The sequence below is a fragment of the Halomonas salsilacus genome (genome assembly GCF_051216275.1).
Lineage (GTDB): Bacteria > Pseudomonadota > Gammaproteobacteria > Pseudomonadales > Halomonadaceae > Halomonas.
Window position 1 is genome coordinate 129,803 of the sequence record NZ_JBPKAQ010000005.1, and the last position, 15,896, is coordinate 145,698.

Annotated in this window: 18 protein-coding genes; 10 read left to right on the forward strand and 8 right to left on the reverse strand. The window is 67.1% G+C overall.

Annotated features, from left to right (window positions below):
- Positions 1 to 37: 37 nt before the first annotated feature.
- Positions 38 to 709, reverse strand: a complete 672-nt coding sequence (gene trhA, locus ACR80S_RS09340; protein WP_435403065.1) for a PAQR family membrane homeostasis protein TrhA — start codon at positions 707 to 709, stop codon at positions 38 to 40.
- 52 nt (positions 710 to 761) lie between these two features.
- On the reverse strand, positions 762 to 1,397 hold the full coding sequence (gene ribA / locus ACR80S_RS09345) for a GTP cyclohydrolase II (RefSeq protein WP_435401008.1): 636 nt from the start codon (positions 1,395 to 1,397) through the stop codon (positions 762 to 764).
- Between the two features lie 158 nt (positions 1,398 to 1,555).
- Between ribA and hemE the strand changes: the two genes are divergently transcribed.
- The 6 genes from hemE (at position 1,556) to ACR80S_RS09375 (ending at position 7,530) form a co-directional block, all read left to right on the forward strand.
- Positions 1,556 to 2,632, forward strand: coding sequence for a uroporphyrinogen decarboxylase (gene hemE, locus ACR80S_RS09350; protein ID WP_435401007.1), 1,077 nt, complete (start codon positions 1,556 to 1,558; stop codon positions 2,630 to 2,632).
- Positions 2,625 to 3,011 (forward strand): VanZ family protein, encoded by a 387-nt coding sequence (locus ACR80S_RS09355; protein ID WP_435401006.1) that lies wholly within the window; start codon positions 2,625 to 2,627, stop codon positions 3,009 to 3,011. Before hemE ends, ACR80S_RS09355 begins: the two co-directional genes overlap by 8 nt.
- 270 nt (positions 3,012 to 3,281) lie before the next feature.
- Positions 3,282 to 4,307 carry an amino acid ABC transporter substrate-binding protein gene (locus ACR80S_RS09360; RefSeq protein WP_435401005.1) on the forward strand — a complete coding sequence of 342 codons (1,026 nt, stop codon included), beginning with the start codon at positions 3,282 to 3,284 and terminating at the stop codon, positions 4,305 to 4,307.
- Positions 4,308 to 4,420: 113 nt separating this feature from the next.
- Positions 4,421 to 5,611 (forward strand): amino acid ABC transporter permease, encoded by a 1,191-nt coding sequence (locus tag ACR80S_RS09365; protein WP_435401004.1) that lies wholly within the window; start codon positions 4,421 to 4,423, stop codon positions 5,609 to 5,611.
- 10 nt (positions 5,612 to 5,621) lie between these two features.
- Positions 5,622 to 6,722: an amino acid ABC transporter permease gene (locus tag ACR80S_RS09370; RefSeq protein WP_435401003.1), complete on the forward strand. Its 1,101-nt coding sequence runs from the start codon at positions 5,622 to 5,624 to the stop codon at positions 6,720 to 6,722.
- A 79-nt stretch (positions 6,723 to 6,801) separates the two neighbouring features.
- A complete protein-coding gene (locus tag ACR80S_RS09375) occupies positions 6,802 to 7,530 on the forward strand; it encodes an amino acid ABC transporter ATP-binding protein (RefSeq protein ID WP_435401130.1) in 729 nt (242 codons plus the stop codon).
- Between the two features lie 39 nt (positions 7,531 to 7,569).
- On the opposite strand, the gene ACR80S_RS09380 is transcribed toward ACR80S_RS09375, so the two are convergent.
- Both ACR80S_RS09380 and ACR80S_RS09385 read right to left on the reverse strand, forming a co-directional pair.
- The gene (locus ACR80S_RS09380; protein ID WP_435401002.1) at positions 7,570 to 8,031 is read right to left on the reverse strand and encodes a hypothetical protein; all 462 of its coding nucleotides are present in this window, start codon (positions 8,029 to 8,031) and stop codon (positions 7,570 to 7,572) included.
- A 140-nt stretch (positions 8,032 to 8,171) separates the two neighbouring features.
- Positions 8,172 to 8,762, reverse strand: coding sequence for a histidine phosphatase family protein (locus ACR80S_RS09385; protein WP_435401001.1), 591 nt, complete (start codon positions 8,760 to 8,762; stop codon positions 8,172 to 8,174).
- A 196-nt stretch (positions 8,763 to 8,958) separates the two neighbouring features.
- On the opposite strand from ACR80S_RS09385, the gene ACR80S_RS09390 reads away from it, so the two are divergent.
- Positions 8,959 to 9,387 (forward strand): host attachment protein, encoded by a 429-nt coding sequence (locus ACR80S_RS09390; RefSeq protein WP_435401000.1) that lies wholly within the window; start codon positions 8,959 to 8,961, stop codon positions 9,385 to 9,387.
- Positions 9,388 to 9,478: 91 nt separating this feature from the next.
- Here ACR80S_RS09390 and ACR80S_RS09395 read toward each other — a convergent pair whose 3' ends face one another.
- A complete protein-coding gene (locus tag ACR80S_RS09395; RefSeq protein WP_435400999.1) occupies positions 9,479 to 10,405 on the reverse strand; it encodes a LysR family transcriptional regulator in 927 nt (308 codons plus the stop codon).
- A gap of 160 nt (positions 10,406 to 10,565) precedes the next feature.
- Between ACR80S_RS09395 and ACR80S_RS09400 the strand changes: the two genes are divergently transcribed.
- Positions 10,566 to 11,342 (forward strand): ferredoxin--NADP reductase, encoded by a 777-nt coding sequence (locus ACR80S_RS09400; RefSeq protein WP_435400998.1) that lies wholly within the window; start codon positions 10,566 to 10,568, stop codon positions 11,340 to 11,342.
- Positions 11,343 to 11,597: 255 nt separating this feature from the next.
- On the opposite strand, the gene glnK is transcribed toward ACR80S_RS09400, so the two are convergent.
- The 3 genes from glnK to ACR80S_RS09415 all read right to left on the reverse strand — a co-directional run bounded on the left by glnK (position 11,598) and on the right by ACR80S_RS09415 (position 13,698).
- Entirely contained in the window at positions 11,598 to 11,936 is a 339-nt protein-coding gene (gene glnK / locus ACR80S_RS09405; RefSeq protein WP_416138742.1) for a P-II family nitrogen regulator, read from the reverse strand.
- A 147-nt stretch (positions 11,937 to 12,083) separates the two neighbouring features.
- The gene (locus ACR80S_RS09410; RefSeq protein WP_435400997.1) at positions 12,084 to 13,334 is read right to left on the reverse strand and encodes an ammonium transporter; all 1,251 of its coding nucleotides are present in this window, start codon (positions 13,332 to 13,334) and stop codon (positions 12,084 to 12,086) included.
- Between the two features lie 25 nt (positions 13,335 to 13,359).
- Positions 13,360 to 13,698: a P-II family nitrogen regulator gene (locus tag ACR80S_RS09415; protein ID WP_106231078.1), complete on the reverse strand. Its 339-nt coding sequence runs from the start codon at positions 13,696 to 13,698 to the stop codon at positions 13,360 to 13,362.
- A 282-nt stretch (positions 13,699 to 13,980) separates the two neighbouring features.
- Between ACR80S_RS09415 and ACR80S_RS09420 the strand changes: the two genes are divergently transcribed.
- Both ACR80S_RS09420 and ACR80S_RS09425 read left to right on the forward strand, forming a co-directional pair.
- On the forward strand, positions 13,981 to 14,313 hold the full coding sequence (locus tag ACR80S_RS09420; RefSeq protein WP_435400996.1) for an accessory factor UbiK family protein: 333 nt from the start codon (positions 13,981 to 13,983) through the stop codon (positions 14,311 to 14,313).
- A gap of 66 nt (positions 14,314 to 14,379) precedes the next feature.
- Complete coding sequence (locus tag ACR80S_RS09425) at positions 14,380 to 15,882, forward strand: YifB family Mg chelatase-like AAA ATPase (protein WP_435403066.1); 1,503 nt, start codon at positions 14,380 to 14,382, stop codon at positions 15,880 to 15,882.
- The last annotated feature ends 14 nt before the right edge of the window (positions 15,883 to 15,896 follow it).

Below are 15,896 nucleotides of genomic sequence, written 5' to 3' on the forward strand. Positions count from 1 at the left end.
CCTCGACAAGAGGGGCGGGGCGGTCGCGTATCCGGGGTCAGGCGCCGAAGGGCAGCACGGCGGTATAGACCGCGAAGTAGTGGAAGGCGCTGCCGCCCAGCACGAACAGGTGCCAGATGACGTGGTTGAAAGGAATCGCGCGAATGGCGTAGAAGATCACGCCCAGGGTATAGGTGAGGCCGCCGGCGACCAGCAGGAGCAGGCCGGCGGACGGCAGACGCTCGGTCATCTCGCCGCCGGCGAAGAGGATCAGCCAGCCCATCAGCAGGTAGATGCCGACACGCAGTGCCGCGAAGCGGTGGGGCCAGAGTAGCTTGCAGGCGATGCCCCCAAGCGCCAGGGTCCAGACCACGGCGAACAGTGTCCAGCCGGTGGGGCCTCGCAGGTTGACCAGCAGGAAGGGTGTGTAGGTGCCGGCGATCAGCAGGTAGATGGCGCAGTGGTCCAGCAGTTGGAACAGCCGCTTGAGGCGTGGGTGGCGGACGCCGTGGTAGAGCGTCGAGGCGGTGTAGAGCAGCACCAGGCTGGTGCCGTAGAGGCCGATGCCGGCGAGCTTCAAGGGGTCGACATGGGTGGCCAGGCTGGCCAGCACCAGCAGCACGGCGGCCCCGGCCAGGCTCAGTACCGCGCCGATCCCGTGACTGATGCTGTGCAGCCACTCCTCGGCGACGCTGAAGGGGGTGTCCGGTTCGCAGGATGGGCGTTTCATCGGGTCTCCTCCCTGGTCAGGGGTGGCCCCGGGCGCGGCAAGGGAGCCATCCTCAGGGCTTGCGTTCGATGTCCACGTCGCTGGCCTGGGTGAAGTCGCCCAGCGCCATCATGTGGCCGAGCTTGCCGGCCTTGGTGGAGAGGTAGTGCTCGTTGTGGGGGTTCAGGCCGGTGGTCAGCGGGACCCGCTCCACGACGCGCACGCCGGCGTTGGTCAGGGCCTCGACCTTGCGCGGGTTGTTGGTCATCAGTCTAAGCGATGCCACGCCGAGGTGCTCGAGCATCGGCACGCAGAGGTCGTAGCGGCGCAGGTCGGCGCCGAAGCCGAGCTGCTCGTTGGCCTCCACGGTGTCGGCGCCCAGGTCCTGGAGGTGGTAGGCGCGGATCTTGTTGAGCAGGCCGATGCCGCGTCCCTCCTGGCGCAGGTAGAGCAGCGCCCCGCGGCCTTCGTCGGCGATGCGCTTGAGCGCCTCCTGGAGCTGGTAGCCGCAGTCGCAGCGCATGGAGAACAGCGCGTCGCCGGTCAGGCACTCGGAGTGGACCCGTCCCAGCACCGGCTCGCCGTCTGTCAGGTCGCCCAGGGTCAGGGCGATATGATCCTTGCCGGTGGCCTCATCCTCGAAGCCATGCATGGTGAAGGTGGCCCAGGGGGTGGGCAGCCGGGAGGCGGCGATGAATCGGATCGTCACGGGGTACCTCGGTGTCAGGCCCTTCTTTATCCACGGCAGGGCGGTGCCGGCGGGTGGGGCTCCATTCTAGCAGGAAGCCGCGCCGGGCTCACGACCGCAGCCCCGTGCGCGCCAATCGGGTACAATATGGTCCACATTTCCCGTGGATGACCGCCTGCATGGAACTCAAGAATGATCGCTTTCTGCGCGCTTTGGCGCGTCAGCCTGTGGATCGCACTCCGGTGTGGATGATGCGCCAGGCCGGCCGCTACCTGCCGGAGTATCGCGCCACGCGGGCCGAGGCCGGCAACTTCATGGATCTCTGCCGCAATCAGGACCTGGCCTGCGAGGTGACCCTGCAGCCCCTCGAGCGCTATCCCCTGGACGCGGCGATCCTCTTCTCGGATATCCTCACCATCCCCGACGCCATGGGGCTGGGGCTCTATTTCGAGACCGGCGAGGGACCCAAGTTCCGCAAGCCGGTGCGCATCGCCGAGGACGTGGCGGCGCTGGCGGTGCCCGATGCCGAGCGCGATCTCGACTACGTGATGCGCGCGGTCTCCACCATCCGCCGCGAGCTGAACGGCAGGGTGCCACTGATCGGCTTCTCTGGCAGCCCCTGGACCCTGGCCACCTACATGGTGGAGGGCAGCTCCAGCAAGGACTTCCGCCACGTCAAGACCATGCTCTACGACACGCCCAGCGTGATGCATGACCTGCTCGACACCCTGGCCACGGCGGTCACCGAGTACCTCAATGCCCAGATCCGCGCCGGTGCCCAGGCCGTGCAGATCTTCGACACCTGGGGCGGCGCCCTCTCCACCCCGGCCTACCTGGAGTTCTCGCTGCGCTACATGGAGCAGATCGTCGCCGGCCTGATCCGCGAGCATGACGGCAAGCGCGTACCGGTGATCCTGTTCACCAAGAACGGCGGCCAGTGGCTCGAGGACATCGCCCTGGCGGGCTCCGACGCCGTGGGCCTCGACTGGTCCACGGAGCTCTCCGACGCCCGCGCCCGGGTCGGCCACAAGGTGGCCCTGCAGGGCAACCTGGACCCCAACGTGCTGTTCGCCCGTCCCGCAGCGATCCGTGCCGAGGTGGCGCGCATCCTCGACAGCTACGGCCAGGGTCCCGGCCACGTGTTTAACCTGGGCCACGGCATCAGCCAGTTCACCAACCCGGACCGGGTCACCGCCTTCATGGAGGCCCTGCACGAGCTGAGCCCCGCCTACCACCGCCAGATCCAGCATGGCTGAGGGGGCCAGGGTCGAATGGCTCCAGCGCCTGCATGACCGGCGCCGCCTGTGGGCGGTGCTGGCCGTGGGGGGGGCGCTGGCCATCGCCCTGGGCAGCCTGACGCCGGGGAGTCAGATGCCCTCCCACCTGCCCTGGGACAAGGCCAACCACTTTGTCGGCTATGCCGGCCTCGCCGGGCTGATCGGCCTTTCCGGGGTCCGCCTGCCCCGCACCTTCCGGATGGCCGTGCTCTTCGGCATCGCCATCGAAGTTGCCCAGATCCCGGTGCCGGGCCGCAGCGGCGGCGACGGGTGGGACATCCTCGCCAACTCACTGGGCGCCGGCTTCGCGGTGCTGCTTCTTCACCTGTTGCGTCGAGGGCCGCTGCGACGCCCCTGAGCGATCTCCCGTTACCTCCTGGCACCCCGCCACCGATTCCGGTGGCGGGGTGCTTGCCGTCAGACTGGCCGAATCGCTGAGTGCGCCGCGGGTGTGCCGAGCGCCTTTCCAGACGCGCCCACCCGGTGCAGTGGCGGACTTGCCAAGCGTTGAAAGTTGACCTTCTGCGGCAGATTCCTGAGTTGGAACGTTCCTTGCTAATGTCTCATGACATGCTGCGGCATGACGCGATACCAACAAGACTCACAATCCACGCGAGGGACGATCCCCATGCTGAACAACAACAAGCTGCTCCTGCTGGCCTCCGCCGGCGCCCTGGCCTTCACGACTTCCTCCGTCGCCCAGGCGGCCACCCTGGAGGAGACCCGCGACCGCGGCGCTGTGCAGTGCGGGGTCAGCGACGGACTGCCGGGCTTCTCGGCCCCGGACGATGAGGGCGAGTGGCGGGGCCTGGACGTCGACGTCTGCCGCGCCGTGGCGGCCGCGGTGTTCGGCGATGCGGAGGCGGTGCGCTACGTGTCGCTCAACGCCGTGGAGCGATTCACTGCGCTTCAGTCCGGCGAGGCGGACGTGCTCTCCCGCAATACCACCTGGACGACTACACGCGATACCACCCTGGGCCTCAACTTCACCGGCGTGACCTTCTACGACGGCATCGGCTTCATGATCCATCGCGAGATGGGCATCGGAAGCGCCCTGGAGCTCGACGGCGCGGCGATCTGCATCCAGTCCGGCACCACCACCGAGCTCAATGTGGCCGACTACTTCCGCGCCAACAGCATGGCGTTCGACCCCATCGTCTTCGATACGTCCGAGCAGACCGTGGGCGGCTACGAGGCCGGCCGCTGCGACGTGCTGACCTCCGATACCTCCCAGCTGGCGGCGCTGCGCATCCAGCTCGCCGAGCCGGACGCGTCCATGATCCTGCCGGAGATCATCTCCAAGGAGCCGCTGGGGCCGGTGGTGCGCCAGGGAGACGATCAGTGGTTCAACATCGTCAAGTGGTCGCTGTTCGCCATGCTCAACGCCGAGGAGATGGGCATCACCAGCGAGAACGTCGATGAGATGCTCGCGTCGGAAGATCCGGACATCGCGCGCCTGCTGGGCCAGGATGGCAACTACGGCGAGGGCATGGGCCTCGCCGCCGACTGGGCCTACCACATCATCAAGCAGGTGGGTAACTACGGCGAGAGCTACGAGCGCAACGTCGGCATGGACTCCCCCCTGGAGATCCCGCGCGGCATCAACGCCCTGTGGACCGAGGGTGGGCTCCACTACGCTCCGCCGATCCGCTGAGTGGCCTGCCCCGGCGCCGACCGGCGCCGGGGAACCGAACCAACTGCCGTCCCGGGGATCCCGGGGCGGCCGCCCTGCATGCTGCTTGACGGATCCAGGCGGAGACCCTCCCCATGCCCACAAGACCCCAGGCCCGTTCGACGGGTCCCAGGCCGCCCTTCTGGCGTGATCGCGCTAAGCGGGCGCTGATCTTCCAGCTGCTGCTGGTGGCCGCCGTGGTCGCGTTCCTGATCTTCATCATCGGCAATACCCAGGCGAACCTCGCCCAGCGGGGGATCACCACCGGCTTCGGCTTTCTCAACAACACCGCGGGCTTCGGCATCGTCCAGAGCCTGGTCGATTACTCCTCGCAGAGCACCTACGGCCGCACCTTCCTGGTGGGTCTGCTCAATACCCTGCTGGTCTCGGCCCTCGGCGTGCTGGCGGCGACGATCATCGGCTTCACCGTCGGCATCGCCCGGCTGTCGCCCAACTGGCTGATTGCCCGTCTGGCGAATATCTATATCGAGACCTTCCGCAACATTCCGCTGCTGCTGCAGATCTTCTTCTGGTACTTCGCGGTGCTGCGAACCCTGCCAAGCCCCCGGGACAGCATCTCCCTGGGCGAGGCGGTGTTCATCAACGTGCGCGGCCTCTTCCTGCCGGAGCCGCTCTTCGAGTCCGGCTTCGGCCTGATCCCGCTGGCACTGGCTGTCGCCGTGGCAGCCAGCATCGCCCTGGTGGTCTGGAACCGGCGCCGCCACGCGGCCACCGGCCGGCGCCTGCCGGTGGGCTGGCTCTCTCTGGCGTTGATCGCTGGGCTGCCGCTGGCGGTGCTTCTGGGTACCGGGGTCCCGGTGACCTGGGACGTGCCGGAGCTGCGCGGCTTCAACTTCAGCGGCGGCATCACGGTGATCCCTGAGTTCCTGGCCCTCTGGCTGGCGCTCTCCATCTACACGGCCTCGTTCATCGCCGAGATCGTGCGGTCGGGTATCCAGGCGATCCCCCATGGCCAGACCGAGGCGGCCCAGTCGCTCAGCCTGCCCCAGGGGCTGGTGCTGCGGCTGGTGGTGATTCCCCAGGCCCTGCGGGTGATCATCCCGCCGCTCACCAGCCAGTACCTCAACCTGATCAAGAACTCTTCGCTTGCCACCGCCATCGGTTATCCGGACCTGGTCTCGGTCTTCGCCGGCACCACCCTCAACCAGACGGGACAGGCCATCGAGGTGATCGCCATGACCATGGCGGTCTATCTCACCATCAGCCTGCTGGTGTCGACGTTCATGAACTGGTTCAACGCCCGCGTGGCGCTGGTCGAACGCTAGGAGAGGCGCCATGACGATTCGCGAGAAGATGATCGAGGAGCGCCCGGCACCGGGCCTTCGCATCGGCCCGCTGGCCTGGCTGCGAGCCAACCTGTTCAGCGGCCCGGTGAATACCGTGTTTACCCTGCTGGGCCTCTTTCTGCTCTACGTGCTGCTGACGCCAACGATCCAGTGGGCCTTCATCAATGCCGACTGGATCGGCACCACCCGCGACGACTGCTCCCGAGAGGGCGCCTGCTGGGTGTTCGTCAACGCCCGCCTGACCCAGTTCATCTACGGGCTCTATCCCCGCGACGAGCTGTGGCGGGTCAATCTCGTCTTCGCCGGCTTCGCGGTGCTGATCGCCTGGCTGGCGATCCCGCGGCTGCCCTTCAAGCGCTGGGTCGCCATCGCCACGCTGCTGGTCTTCCCGGTGGTCGCCTACGTGCTGCTCTACGGTGGTTACTTCGGCCTGAGGCTGGTGGAGACCCACCGCTGGGGCGGGCTGATGCTGACCCTGATCCTGGCGGTGGTGGGGATGGTGGCGGCATTGCCCATCGGCATTCTGCTGGCGCTAGGTCGCCGTTCCGAGATGCCCATCGTCAAGAGCTTTTGCGTGGTCTTCATCGAGTTCTGGCGCGGCGTGCCGCTGATCACCATCCTCTTCATGGCCTCGGTGATGCTGCCGCTGTTCCTGCCCACCGGGGTCAGCGTCGACCGCCTGGTGCGGGCACTGATCGGCATCACCCTGTTCCAGAGCGCCTACATGGCGGAGGTGATCCGCGGCGGCCTGCAGGCAATTCCCCGGGGGCAGGAGGAGGCCGCGGCGGCGCTGGGGATGGGCTATTGGCAGCGCATGGGGCTGATCGTGCTGCCCCAGGCGCTGAAGATGATGATCCCGGGCATCGTCAACACCTTCATCTCGCTGTTCAAGGACACCACCCTGGTGATGATCATCGGGCTCTTCGACCTGCTGGGCATCGTCCAGGCGGCGCTGTCGGATTCCCGCTGGCTGGGCTTCGCCCTGGAGGGCTACGTGTTCGCCGCGTTCATGTTCTGGATCTTCTGTTTCAGCATGTCGCGGTACAGCCAGTATCTGGAGCGAAAACTGAATACCGGCCACAAGAAGTAGCGACCGGCGCCACCCGAATCGAGGAATGACGACAATGAGTGACCAGGCAACCCAGTCCCAGGCCGGCGCCGAGACCCCCATGGTCGAGATGCGCGGCGTCAACAAGTGGTTCGGCGACTTCCACGTGCTGCGCGACATCGACCTCACGGTCAAGCGCGGCGAGCGCATCGTCATCTGCGGCCCCTCGGGGTCAGGCAAGTCGACGCTGATTCGCTGCATCAACCACCTGGAGGAGCACCAGCAGGGCGAGATCGTGGTGGGCGGCGTGCCGCTGACCCAGGACGTGAAGCGCATCGAGCAGATCCGCCGCAGCGTCGGCATGGTCTTCCAACACTTCAACCTCTTCCCCCACCTGACGGTGCTGGAGAACTGCTGCCTCTCGCCAATGTGGGTGCAGAAGAGGCCTCGCCGCGAGGCCGAGGCCCAGGCGATGCAGTACCTGGAGCGGGTGCAGATCGCCGAGCAGGCGCTGAAATACCCGGGTCAGCTCTCCGGCGGCCAGCAGCAGCGGGTCGCCATCGCCCGTTCGCTGTGCATGCACCCTGAGGTGATGCTCTTCGACGAGCCCACCTCGGCGCTGGACCCGGAGATGATCAAGGAGGTGCTCGACGTAATGGTCGAACTGGCCAGGGAGGGGATGACCATGCTCTGCGTGACCCACGAGATGGGTTTCGCCAAGACGGTGGCCGACCGGGTGATCTTCATGGACCAGGGCCAGATCATCGAGGAGAACGCCCCGGAGCCCTTCTTCAATGATCCCCAGTCCGAGCGGACCCAACTGTTCCTCAGCCAGATCCTCGGCCACTGAGGCGACGCGCCCGGGCTAGCGCCCGGGCTAGCGCCCGGGCTAGCGCTCGGGCTCCCGCGGCATGCCCTCGCCGAGATCCAGCGAGGGTTCGCGGGCGCGCAGCCGCTCGGCGGGCCGGCGCACCCGGGCCGTGCCGACCGTGCTGTCGTCGGTGTCCATCGCCCGGGCGTCGCTGGTCCAGGCGGCATTGGAATCATGCACCGCGGGGCGGCGTTCCCAGGAGCGGGTGATCACCGGCCCGGCGCCCCGGCTGCCGGCCAGGTGGTGGGGCAGCAGCAACAGCTCGGCCACCAGCCGCAGGGCCACCGCGGCCAGCAGCCACAGGCCGCCGCCCAGGGCCAGCGCTGGCCAGGCCTCGCCCCAGCCCTGCGGAGCGAGCCAGGGAGTCTTGGGGGCCAGCCACAGGGCGGCACCGGCCGCGAGGCCGAGCTGCAATAGCAGGTGACAGAAGAGCAGGGTGCCGCGGGACAGCGGGCGGCGGGGAAACAGGAACTGTTGCATCGGGGTCCTCCCGGAGGCACATCGTGGCGATGAGGCGAGCCGGCATCCCTGCCGGTCCAGATCGGATGCTACCCCAGATGGAGCTCGGCTGCAGCCTTGGTGGCCATCGACCCTAGCGTTACGAGTGGATCACGAGAACGTCATGAAAGCATCGTGATGCTGGCCGGGGAAAGCGGTTCGCGGTCGCGATGGGCGCTCAGCGGGCGTCCCTCCAGGGCGGTGAGCAGGATCTGCAGCGGATCGCCGTGGCTCACCAGCAGGATGGTTTCCCCCCCGGTCTCGGCTTCCAGGGCCGCGATCACGGCAAGCATTCGCTCCGCCACGCTGGTGACTCTCTCCACGCCGAAGGCCTGATGTCCGGGATCGTCGGCGTCCAGGGCCCAGATGTCAGGATAGCGGTCATCCGAGAGGCCTTCGAGGTCGCCGAAACTACGCTCTCGAAGCCCGGCATGGGGAGCAAGAAAGAGGCCGAAGTGCCGGCCGACCCACTCGGCCGTCTCGGTCGTGCGGCGGAAATCTGAGTGCAGCAGGCGATCCGGCAGCGGCCAGTGCCAATCGGCCAGCAGGCCTTCCAGTTGGGCATGGCCCCGTGGCGAGAGCCCGAAGCCGCCGATGCCCCGCTCCGGGCAGCTGATGATCAGGCCGCTGGCGTTGGCCTCGCTGTGCCCGTGGCGCATCAGCAGGTAGCGGTTACGGCGGGGTTGCCGAGCGAAGAGGGGAGAGTTCGACATGCGGTGACCTGTTCGAGGGATAACGCCGGATGCTACCCCAGATCAGGCGCCGGTGCAGTTCCTCCTGCCGAGCATGCCAGGCAGGTTGACCGGGCCCGGGTCGCTTGCCAATGTGGAGGTAGTAGTTGTTGAGTGAGACGTGCGGCCGGGACCCGTGGCCCCGGTACTGGAAGACCTGCATCTAGTAGGAGTGGCTATGACGACCTATATCGTGGTGGCAGACGCAGCACGGGCGCGGATCTTCACCCGCGACGCGCTCAATCTGGTCGAGCAGGACAGCCTGGTGCATGCGGCCAGCCGGCTGCATGAGGGCGACCTGGTGACCGACCGCGGCGCCGACGTGCATGAGTCGACCTCGAACTCGGCGCGTTCCTCCGGCGGCGAGAGTACCGCTCGTACCCATGAGGAGACCATCTTTGCCAAGGAGGTGGCCGAGCGCCTCTACCGCGCCCGGGTTGACAACAGTATGGCGAAGCTGATCCTGGTGGCGCCTCCGCGCTTCCTGGGTCAGCTGCGGGAGAAGCTCGACGGCCCAACGACCAAGCTTGTCATCCACTCCCTGGCCAAGGACCTCTCCAAGTCCAGCCTCCAGGACATCCAGGAGGCGGTCAGCGATATGCGCTGAGACCGCGCCTTAGTTCCGGCTTCCCCGCGGGCCCGGCAGAGATGCCGGGCCCGCTACCGTTGCTGCCTCGGGTGGCCCGTCACCCGGCGGCTCAGGGCACCGGGGGCAGGGCAATCTGGTCGCTGCGGGTGATGCCCTCGGTCATCTGTCGGCACAGCTTGAGGAACTCGCGCATGCCGGTGGCCAGGTACTTGTGGCGGTGCCAGATGAAGGCGAACTGGCGGCTCAGGTCGAGCTCGGGGGTGGGGATCGGCACCAGGCTGCCGCGCCGGAAGGCGTCGCGCAGCGCCAGCTTCGAGACGCAGCCGATCCCCAGGCCCGATTCCACGGCGCGCTTGATGCCCTCGGTGTGCTCCAGCTCCAGCAGCACGTTGAAGCGGCCGCGGCGATGGCGGGCCGCCTGCTCCAGGGTCAGGCGGGTGCCCGAGCCCTGCTCGCGCATGATCCAGGCCTCGCGCAGCAGCCGCTCCAGCTCCACCGGGCCGCCCCCCGCCAGGGGATGGCCCGGCGAACAGAATACCGCCAGTTCGTCCTCCACCCAGGGCTGGGTGATGACGTCCTCCGCCTCGCAGTGGCCCTCGATGAGCCCCAGGTCCAGTTCATGATGGCGCACGCCCTCGATGATGGCGCGGGTGTTGCGCACCGCCAGGCGCACCCGGCTGCCGGGGAAGCGCTGCATGAAATCGCCGATCAGAAGGGTGGCCAGGTAGTTGCCGATGGTCAGGGTGGCGCCCACGTCCAGGGTGCCGATGCCCTGGCGGCCGCGCAGCAGCCCCTCCACCTCCTCGGCGCGGTCGAGCAGGGCCACCGCCTTGGGCAGCAGCTGGAAGCCCAGGGCGTTGAGCTTCAGGCGTTTGCCGATGCGATCCAGCAGCTGGCAGTCGAACTGGCGCTCCAACTCGGCCAGGGCCGTGCTGGCCGCGGACTGGGAGAGCGACAGGACCCGGGCCGCCCGTGAGACGCTCTCGTGCTGGGCCACGGCGACGAAGACCTCCAGTTGCCGCAGGGTGAAACGCATGACGCAAGGCTCCGATGACTCATATCAAGGCGATAGATAAGTGTTATCCATACAATCCATTTAACAGATAACGCGCCTTCCCTTAGAATTCAATGTAAATATTATCAAGTCATCTATTCTTTTTTGGACTATAGCCCTTTCGGGAATACAAGGAGTCGTCATGAGCAAGTTTGCCCTGGAAGAGGTGCTCAGCGTTCACCACTGGAACGACACCCTGTTCAGCTTCCGCACCACTCGCGAGCGCAGCCTGCGTTTCAAGAACGGCCAGTTCGTGATGATCGGCCTGGAGGTGGGCGGCAAGCCGCTGATGCGTGCCTACTCCATTGCCAGTCCCAACTACGAGGATCATCTCGAGTTCTTCAGCATCAAGGTGCCGGATGGCCCGCTCACCTCGCGGCTTCAGCACCTCAAGGTGGGCGACCAGATCATGGTCAGCCGCAAGCCCACCGGCACCCTGGTCACCGACGACCTGCTGCCGGGTCGCAACCTCTATTTCCTCTCCACCGGGACAGGACTCGCACCCTTCATGAGCCTGATCCAGGACCCGGAGGTCTTCGAGCGCTTCGAGAAGGTGGTGCTGGTGCACGGCGTGCGCAGCGTCAGCGAGCTGGCCTACGCCGACTTCATCCAGAAGGAACTGCCGGCCCACGAGTACCTGGGCGACGAGATCAAGGAAAAGCTGACCTACTACCCCACGGTGACCCGCGAGGCCTTCCCCACCATGGGGCGCCTCACCGACCATATCCGCAGCGGCAAGCTGTTCGAGGACACAGGCCTGCCGCCCCTGGATCCCAAGCAGGATCGCGCCATGATCTGCGGCAGCCCGGCCATGCTCGACGAGACCAGCGCGGTGCTCGACGACCTGGGCTTCAAGATCTCCCCGCGCATGGGCGAGCCCGGCGACTACGTCATCGAGCGAGCGTTCGTGGAGAAGTAACCCGGCTTCGCCCCTAGCGATAAGTCATAGGCTTTCAGCTGTAAGAAAGAGACCCCCAACGGGCTTGCCGGATGGGGGTCTCTGTATCTGCCAAAATCAACAAGCTAATTGTTCAAGACTCAAACGGCGTATTTCCCCGTTTCACCTGTCCGGATGCGGAGGTTCGGTTTCCCGATGACCTGCTCGAGAGGCGTCACGAAGATCTTGCCGTCGCCGATCTTGCTGAATGTACAAGCGCCACGCTGATGATGAGGCTCAGACGGCGTCCTTACCCGTTTCGCCTGTCCGGATGCGGATGACCTGCTCCAACGGCGTCACGAAGATCTTGCCGTCGCCGATCTTGCCGGTGTTGGCCACGCTAGTGATGGCATCGATCACCTTCTCGGCCATGTCGTCGTCAATGGCCACCTCCAGCTTCACCTTGGGCAGGAAGTCCACCACGTATTCGGCGCCGCGATAGAGCTCGGTATGGCCCTTCTGCCGGCCGAACCCCTTCACCTCGGTCACGGTGATGCCCTGGACACCGATCTCCGAGAGGGACTCCCTAACGTCGTCGAGCTTGAAGGGCTTGATGATGGCGGTCACCAGTTTCATGGTCGGACTCCTCGTCTGTTCGGTACGGTGGCCGAGCCACCCGCATGCGCCTGATTGCTCTCTAGCATACACCGCGTTGGCCGGGATGAAAAAAGGCCCCCGAAGGGGCCAGGAGGAGCATGCCAGCTCACTCGGTGGGTGCCGCCATCATTTCTTGGCGACGCTGAACTCGGGGTAGGCCTCCATGCCGCACTCGGCCAGGTCGACGCCCTCGTATTCCTCTTCCTCGCTGACGCGGATGCCCATCACCGCCTTGAGGATGACCCATACGATCAGGCTGGCGATGAAGACCCAGGCGAAGATGCCGGCGATGCCGAGCAGCTGGGCGCCGAAGGTGGCGTCGCCATTGGTCAGCGGCACGGCCAGCAGGCCCCAGATGCCGACCACACCGTGCACTGCGATGGCGCCCACCGGGTCGTCGATCTTCAGCTTGTCCAGGCTCACGATGGCAACCACCACGATGACGCCACCCACGGCACCGATCAGGGCGGCGCTCAGCGCGGAGGGGGCCAGCGGTTCGGCGGTAATGGCCACCAGGCCGGCCAGGGCGCCGTTGAGGGTCATGGTCAGGTCGGCCTTGCGGAACCACAGTTTGGCCAGGATCAGCGCGGCAATCACGCCACCGGCGGCCGCGGCATTGGTGTTGACCAGCACCTGGGCGACGTTGTTGGCGGAGCCGATGTCGGAGACCTTGAGCTCCGAGCCGCCGTTGAAGCCGAACCAGCCCATCCACAGGATCAGCGTGCCCAGCGTGGCCAGCGGTAGGTTGGCGCCGGGAATGGCGTAGATGCTGCCGTCCTTGCCGTACTTGCCCTTGCGAGGGCCGAGGATCAGCACCCCGGCCAGGGCCGCGGCGGCGCCTGCCATGTGCACAATGCCGGAGCCGGCGAAGTCGGAGAAGCCGGCGGCGTCGAGCCAGCCGCCGCCCCAGGTCCAGAAACCGGAGACCGGGTAGATGACGGCGGTCATCACCACGGCGAAGGCCAGGAAGGCCCACAGCTTCATGCGCTCGGCCACGGCCCCGGAGACGATGGACATGGCGGTGGCCACGAACACCACCTGGAAGAAGTAGTCGGCGCGCATGGAGTAGTAGGGGGCGTCATCGCCGCCGGACAGAACCGCATCGGCGCTGTTCTCGGCGCCCAGCAGGAAGCCCAGGTTGGGCAGGATGCCACCCTCGGGGCTGGAGTACATGATGTAGTAGCCCATCAGCAGGTACATGGTGCAGGCGATGGCGAACAGGGCCACGTTCTTGATGAGGATCTCGGCGGTATTCTTGGAGCGTACCAGGCCGGCCTCGAGCATCGAGAAGCCGGCGGCCATCCACATCACCAGAATGCCGCAGATCAGGAAGTAAAAAGTATCGAGCGCGTAGCTCAGCTCTGTCAGTTCACTCATGGCTCTCTCTCCAGGCTGTGGGCAATCAAACGGCGTCGGCGCCGCGTTCACCGGTGCGGATGCGGATGACGTCCTCCAGCGGCGTCACGAAGACCTTGCCGTCGCCGATCTTGCCGCTGTTGGCGGCGCTGCAGATGGCATCCAGCACGGTCTCCAGGCGGCTGTCGTCCACGGCCACCTCGACCTTGACCTTGGGCAGGAAGTCCACCACGTACTCGGCGCCGCGGTAGAGTTCGGTATGGCCCTTCTGGCGGCCGAAGCCCTTGACCTCGGTGACGGTGATGCCCTGGACGCCGTTGTCGGCCAGCGCCTCGCGGACGTCGTCCAGCTTGAATGGCTTGATGATGGCGGTGATGAGTTTCATCCCATGTCTCCACGGTTGGCTTGGATGTCGGCTGCCGGTGCAGGCTTGTCCTGTCCAAGCGCAAAGCGTGCCAGTTGTCAGGAAAAACACGATGCATCAATCGATTGGGACAGCTTTGCGGGGAGCGTGAGCCAGGTGGAAGAGCATTCGCCAACGGCGATGCACTCTGGTGGTGCCTGGTAGTGGTGCAGATGCGCCATGGCGGGGCGAAAGCCGGGCATGCGTTCCGATCGGGGCATGCGTATCCTGTAGAGAACCCTTGATACGAGCAGGAGAGAGAGCATGGTGAGCCATGACCGCATCAGCCGATTGGCCCAACAGATCGGCGACCGCCTTCAGGGCGCCTCCCAGGCGCCGGAGGAGGTGCAGAAGGGCATCCAGCAGGTGGTGAAGGGCGCCTTCGATCGCCTGGAGCTGGTCTCCCGGGAGGACTTCGACATCCTGATGGATGTCCTGCAGCGCACCCGCGCCCGGGTGGAGGCCCTGGAGCAGCAGGTGGCGGCGCTGGAGACGCTGATCGAGGAGCGCACCGCCGAGGTGCCGGCTGCAACAGCAGCCACCCCCGAGGCCGAGCACCCTGAGGGGGCCGCCGACGGGGGCGAGGCCGGCCGCTGAGCCTGGCGGGCAGGGCGGCGATCCCTGAGCTAGCCTGAGGGCAAGATTCCAGGCGAGGGAACGCCCATGACGCTGGCGATTGTCCACACCCGTGCGGGCCTCGGCCTCGAGGCCCCCGAGGTGCAGGTGGAGGTTCATCTGGCCAACGGCCTGCCGGGGATGACCCTGGTCGGTCTGCCCGAGACGGCGGTGAAGGAGAGCCGAGAGCGGGTGCGCAGCGCCCTGGTCAATGCCGGCTTCGACTACCCCCTGCGTCGCATCACCCTCAACCTGGCGCCCGCCGACCTGCCCAAGGAGGGCGGACGCTTCGACCTGCCCATCGCCCTGGGGCTGCTGTTGGCGTCGGGGCAGCTCCCTCCTGATGCGCTGCAGGACACCGAGAGCGTCGGCGAGCTGGCCCTGGACGGCGGCCTGCGCCCGATCGTGGGTATGTTGCCCCTGGCCATGGCCACTCGGCGTGCCCGGCGCCGTCTGATCGTGCCCCGGGGCAACGCCGATGAGGCGGCGCTGGCCGGCGATCTCGAGGTGCTGCCCGCGGACCACCTGCTCGAGGTGGTCGCCCACCTGCTGGGGCAGACGCCCATCCCGCCCCACCGCCTGTCGCGCCCGCCACAGGCGGTGACATCGCTTCCCGACCTCGCCGAGGTGCGCGGCCAGTACCAGGCGCGCCGCGCCCTGGAGGTGGCCGCCGCCGGGTCACACAACCTGCTGTTCGCCGGGCCACCGGGCACGGGCAAGACCATGCTGGCCAGCCGCCTGCCGGGCATCCTGCCGCCCCTCACCGACGACGAGGCCCTGCAGGTGGCGGCGGTGCGTTCGGTCAGCGGGTTGCCGCTGGCCGCCGAGTGGGGGCGGCGGCCCTTTCGGGCGCCGCACCATACTGCCAGTGCCGTGGCCCTGGTGGGCGGCGGCTCGAAGCCCCGCCCCGGGGAGATCTCCCTGGCCCATAACGGAGTGCTGTTCCTCGACGAGCTGCCGGAGTTCTCGCGCCACGTGCTGGAGGTCATGCGCGAGCCCATGGAGTCTGGCCAGATCCATATCGCTCGGGCCAGCCATCAGCGCCGCTTTCCGGCACGCTTCATGCTGGTGGCAGCCATGAATCCCTGCCCCTGCGGCCACCTGGGCGACCCCCGCCAGGCCTGCCACTGCACCGCGGCCCAGATCCAGCGCTACCAGGCACGGCTCTCCGGACCGCTGCTCGATCGCATCGACCTGCAGGTGGAGGTGCCGGCGCTGCCGCCGGAGCAGCTCACCGCGGCTACCACGGGAGAGTCCTCGGCGGTCGTGCGCCGGCGGGTGGTGGGGGCCCGTGAGCGGCAGCTGGCGCGGGGGGCGCTCAACGCGCACCTGGCGGGGCGGGAACTGGAGGCGGCCTGTGATCTCGCCAGCGCCGACCGGGCCTGGTTGGCGCAGGTACTGGAGCGGCTCCGGCTATCGGCGCGGGCCTACCACCGCGTGCTGCGGGTGGCCCTGACCCTGGCCGATCTGGCAGGCGAACCGAAGCCGGCCCGGGAGCAGCTGATCGAGGCGATCGGCTATCGCCAGCTCGATCGATTGCTCAAGGGGTGAAGGGAGGCAGCGGG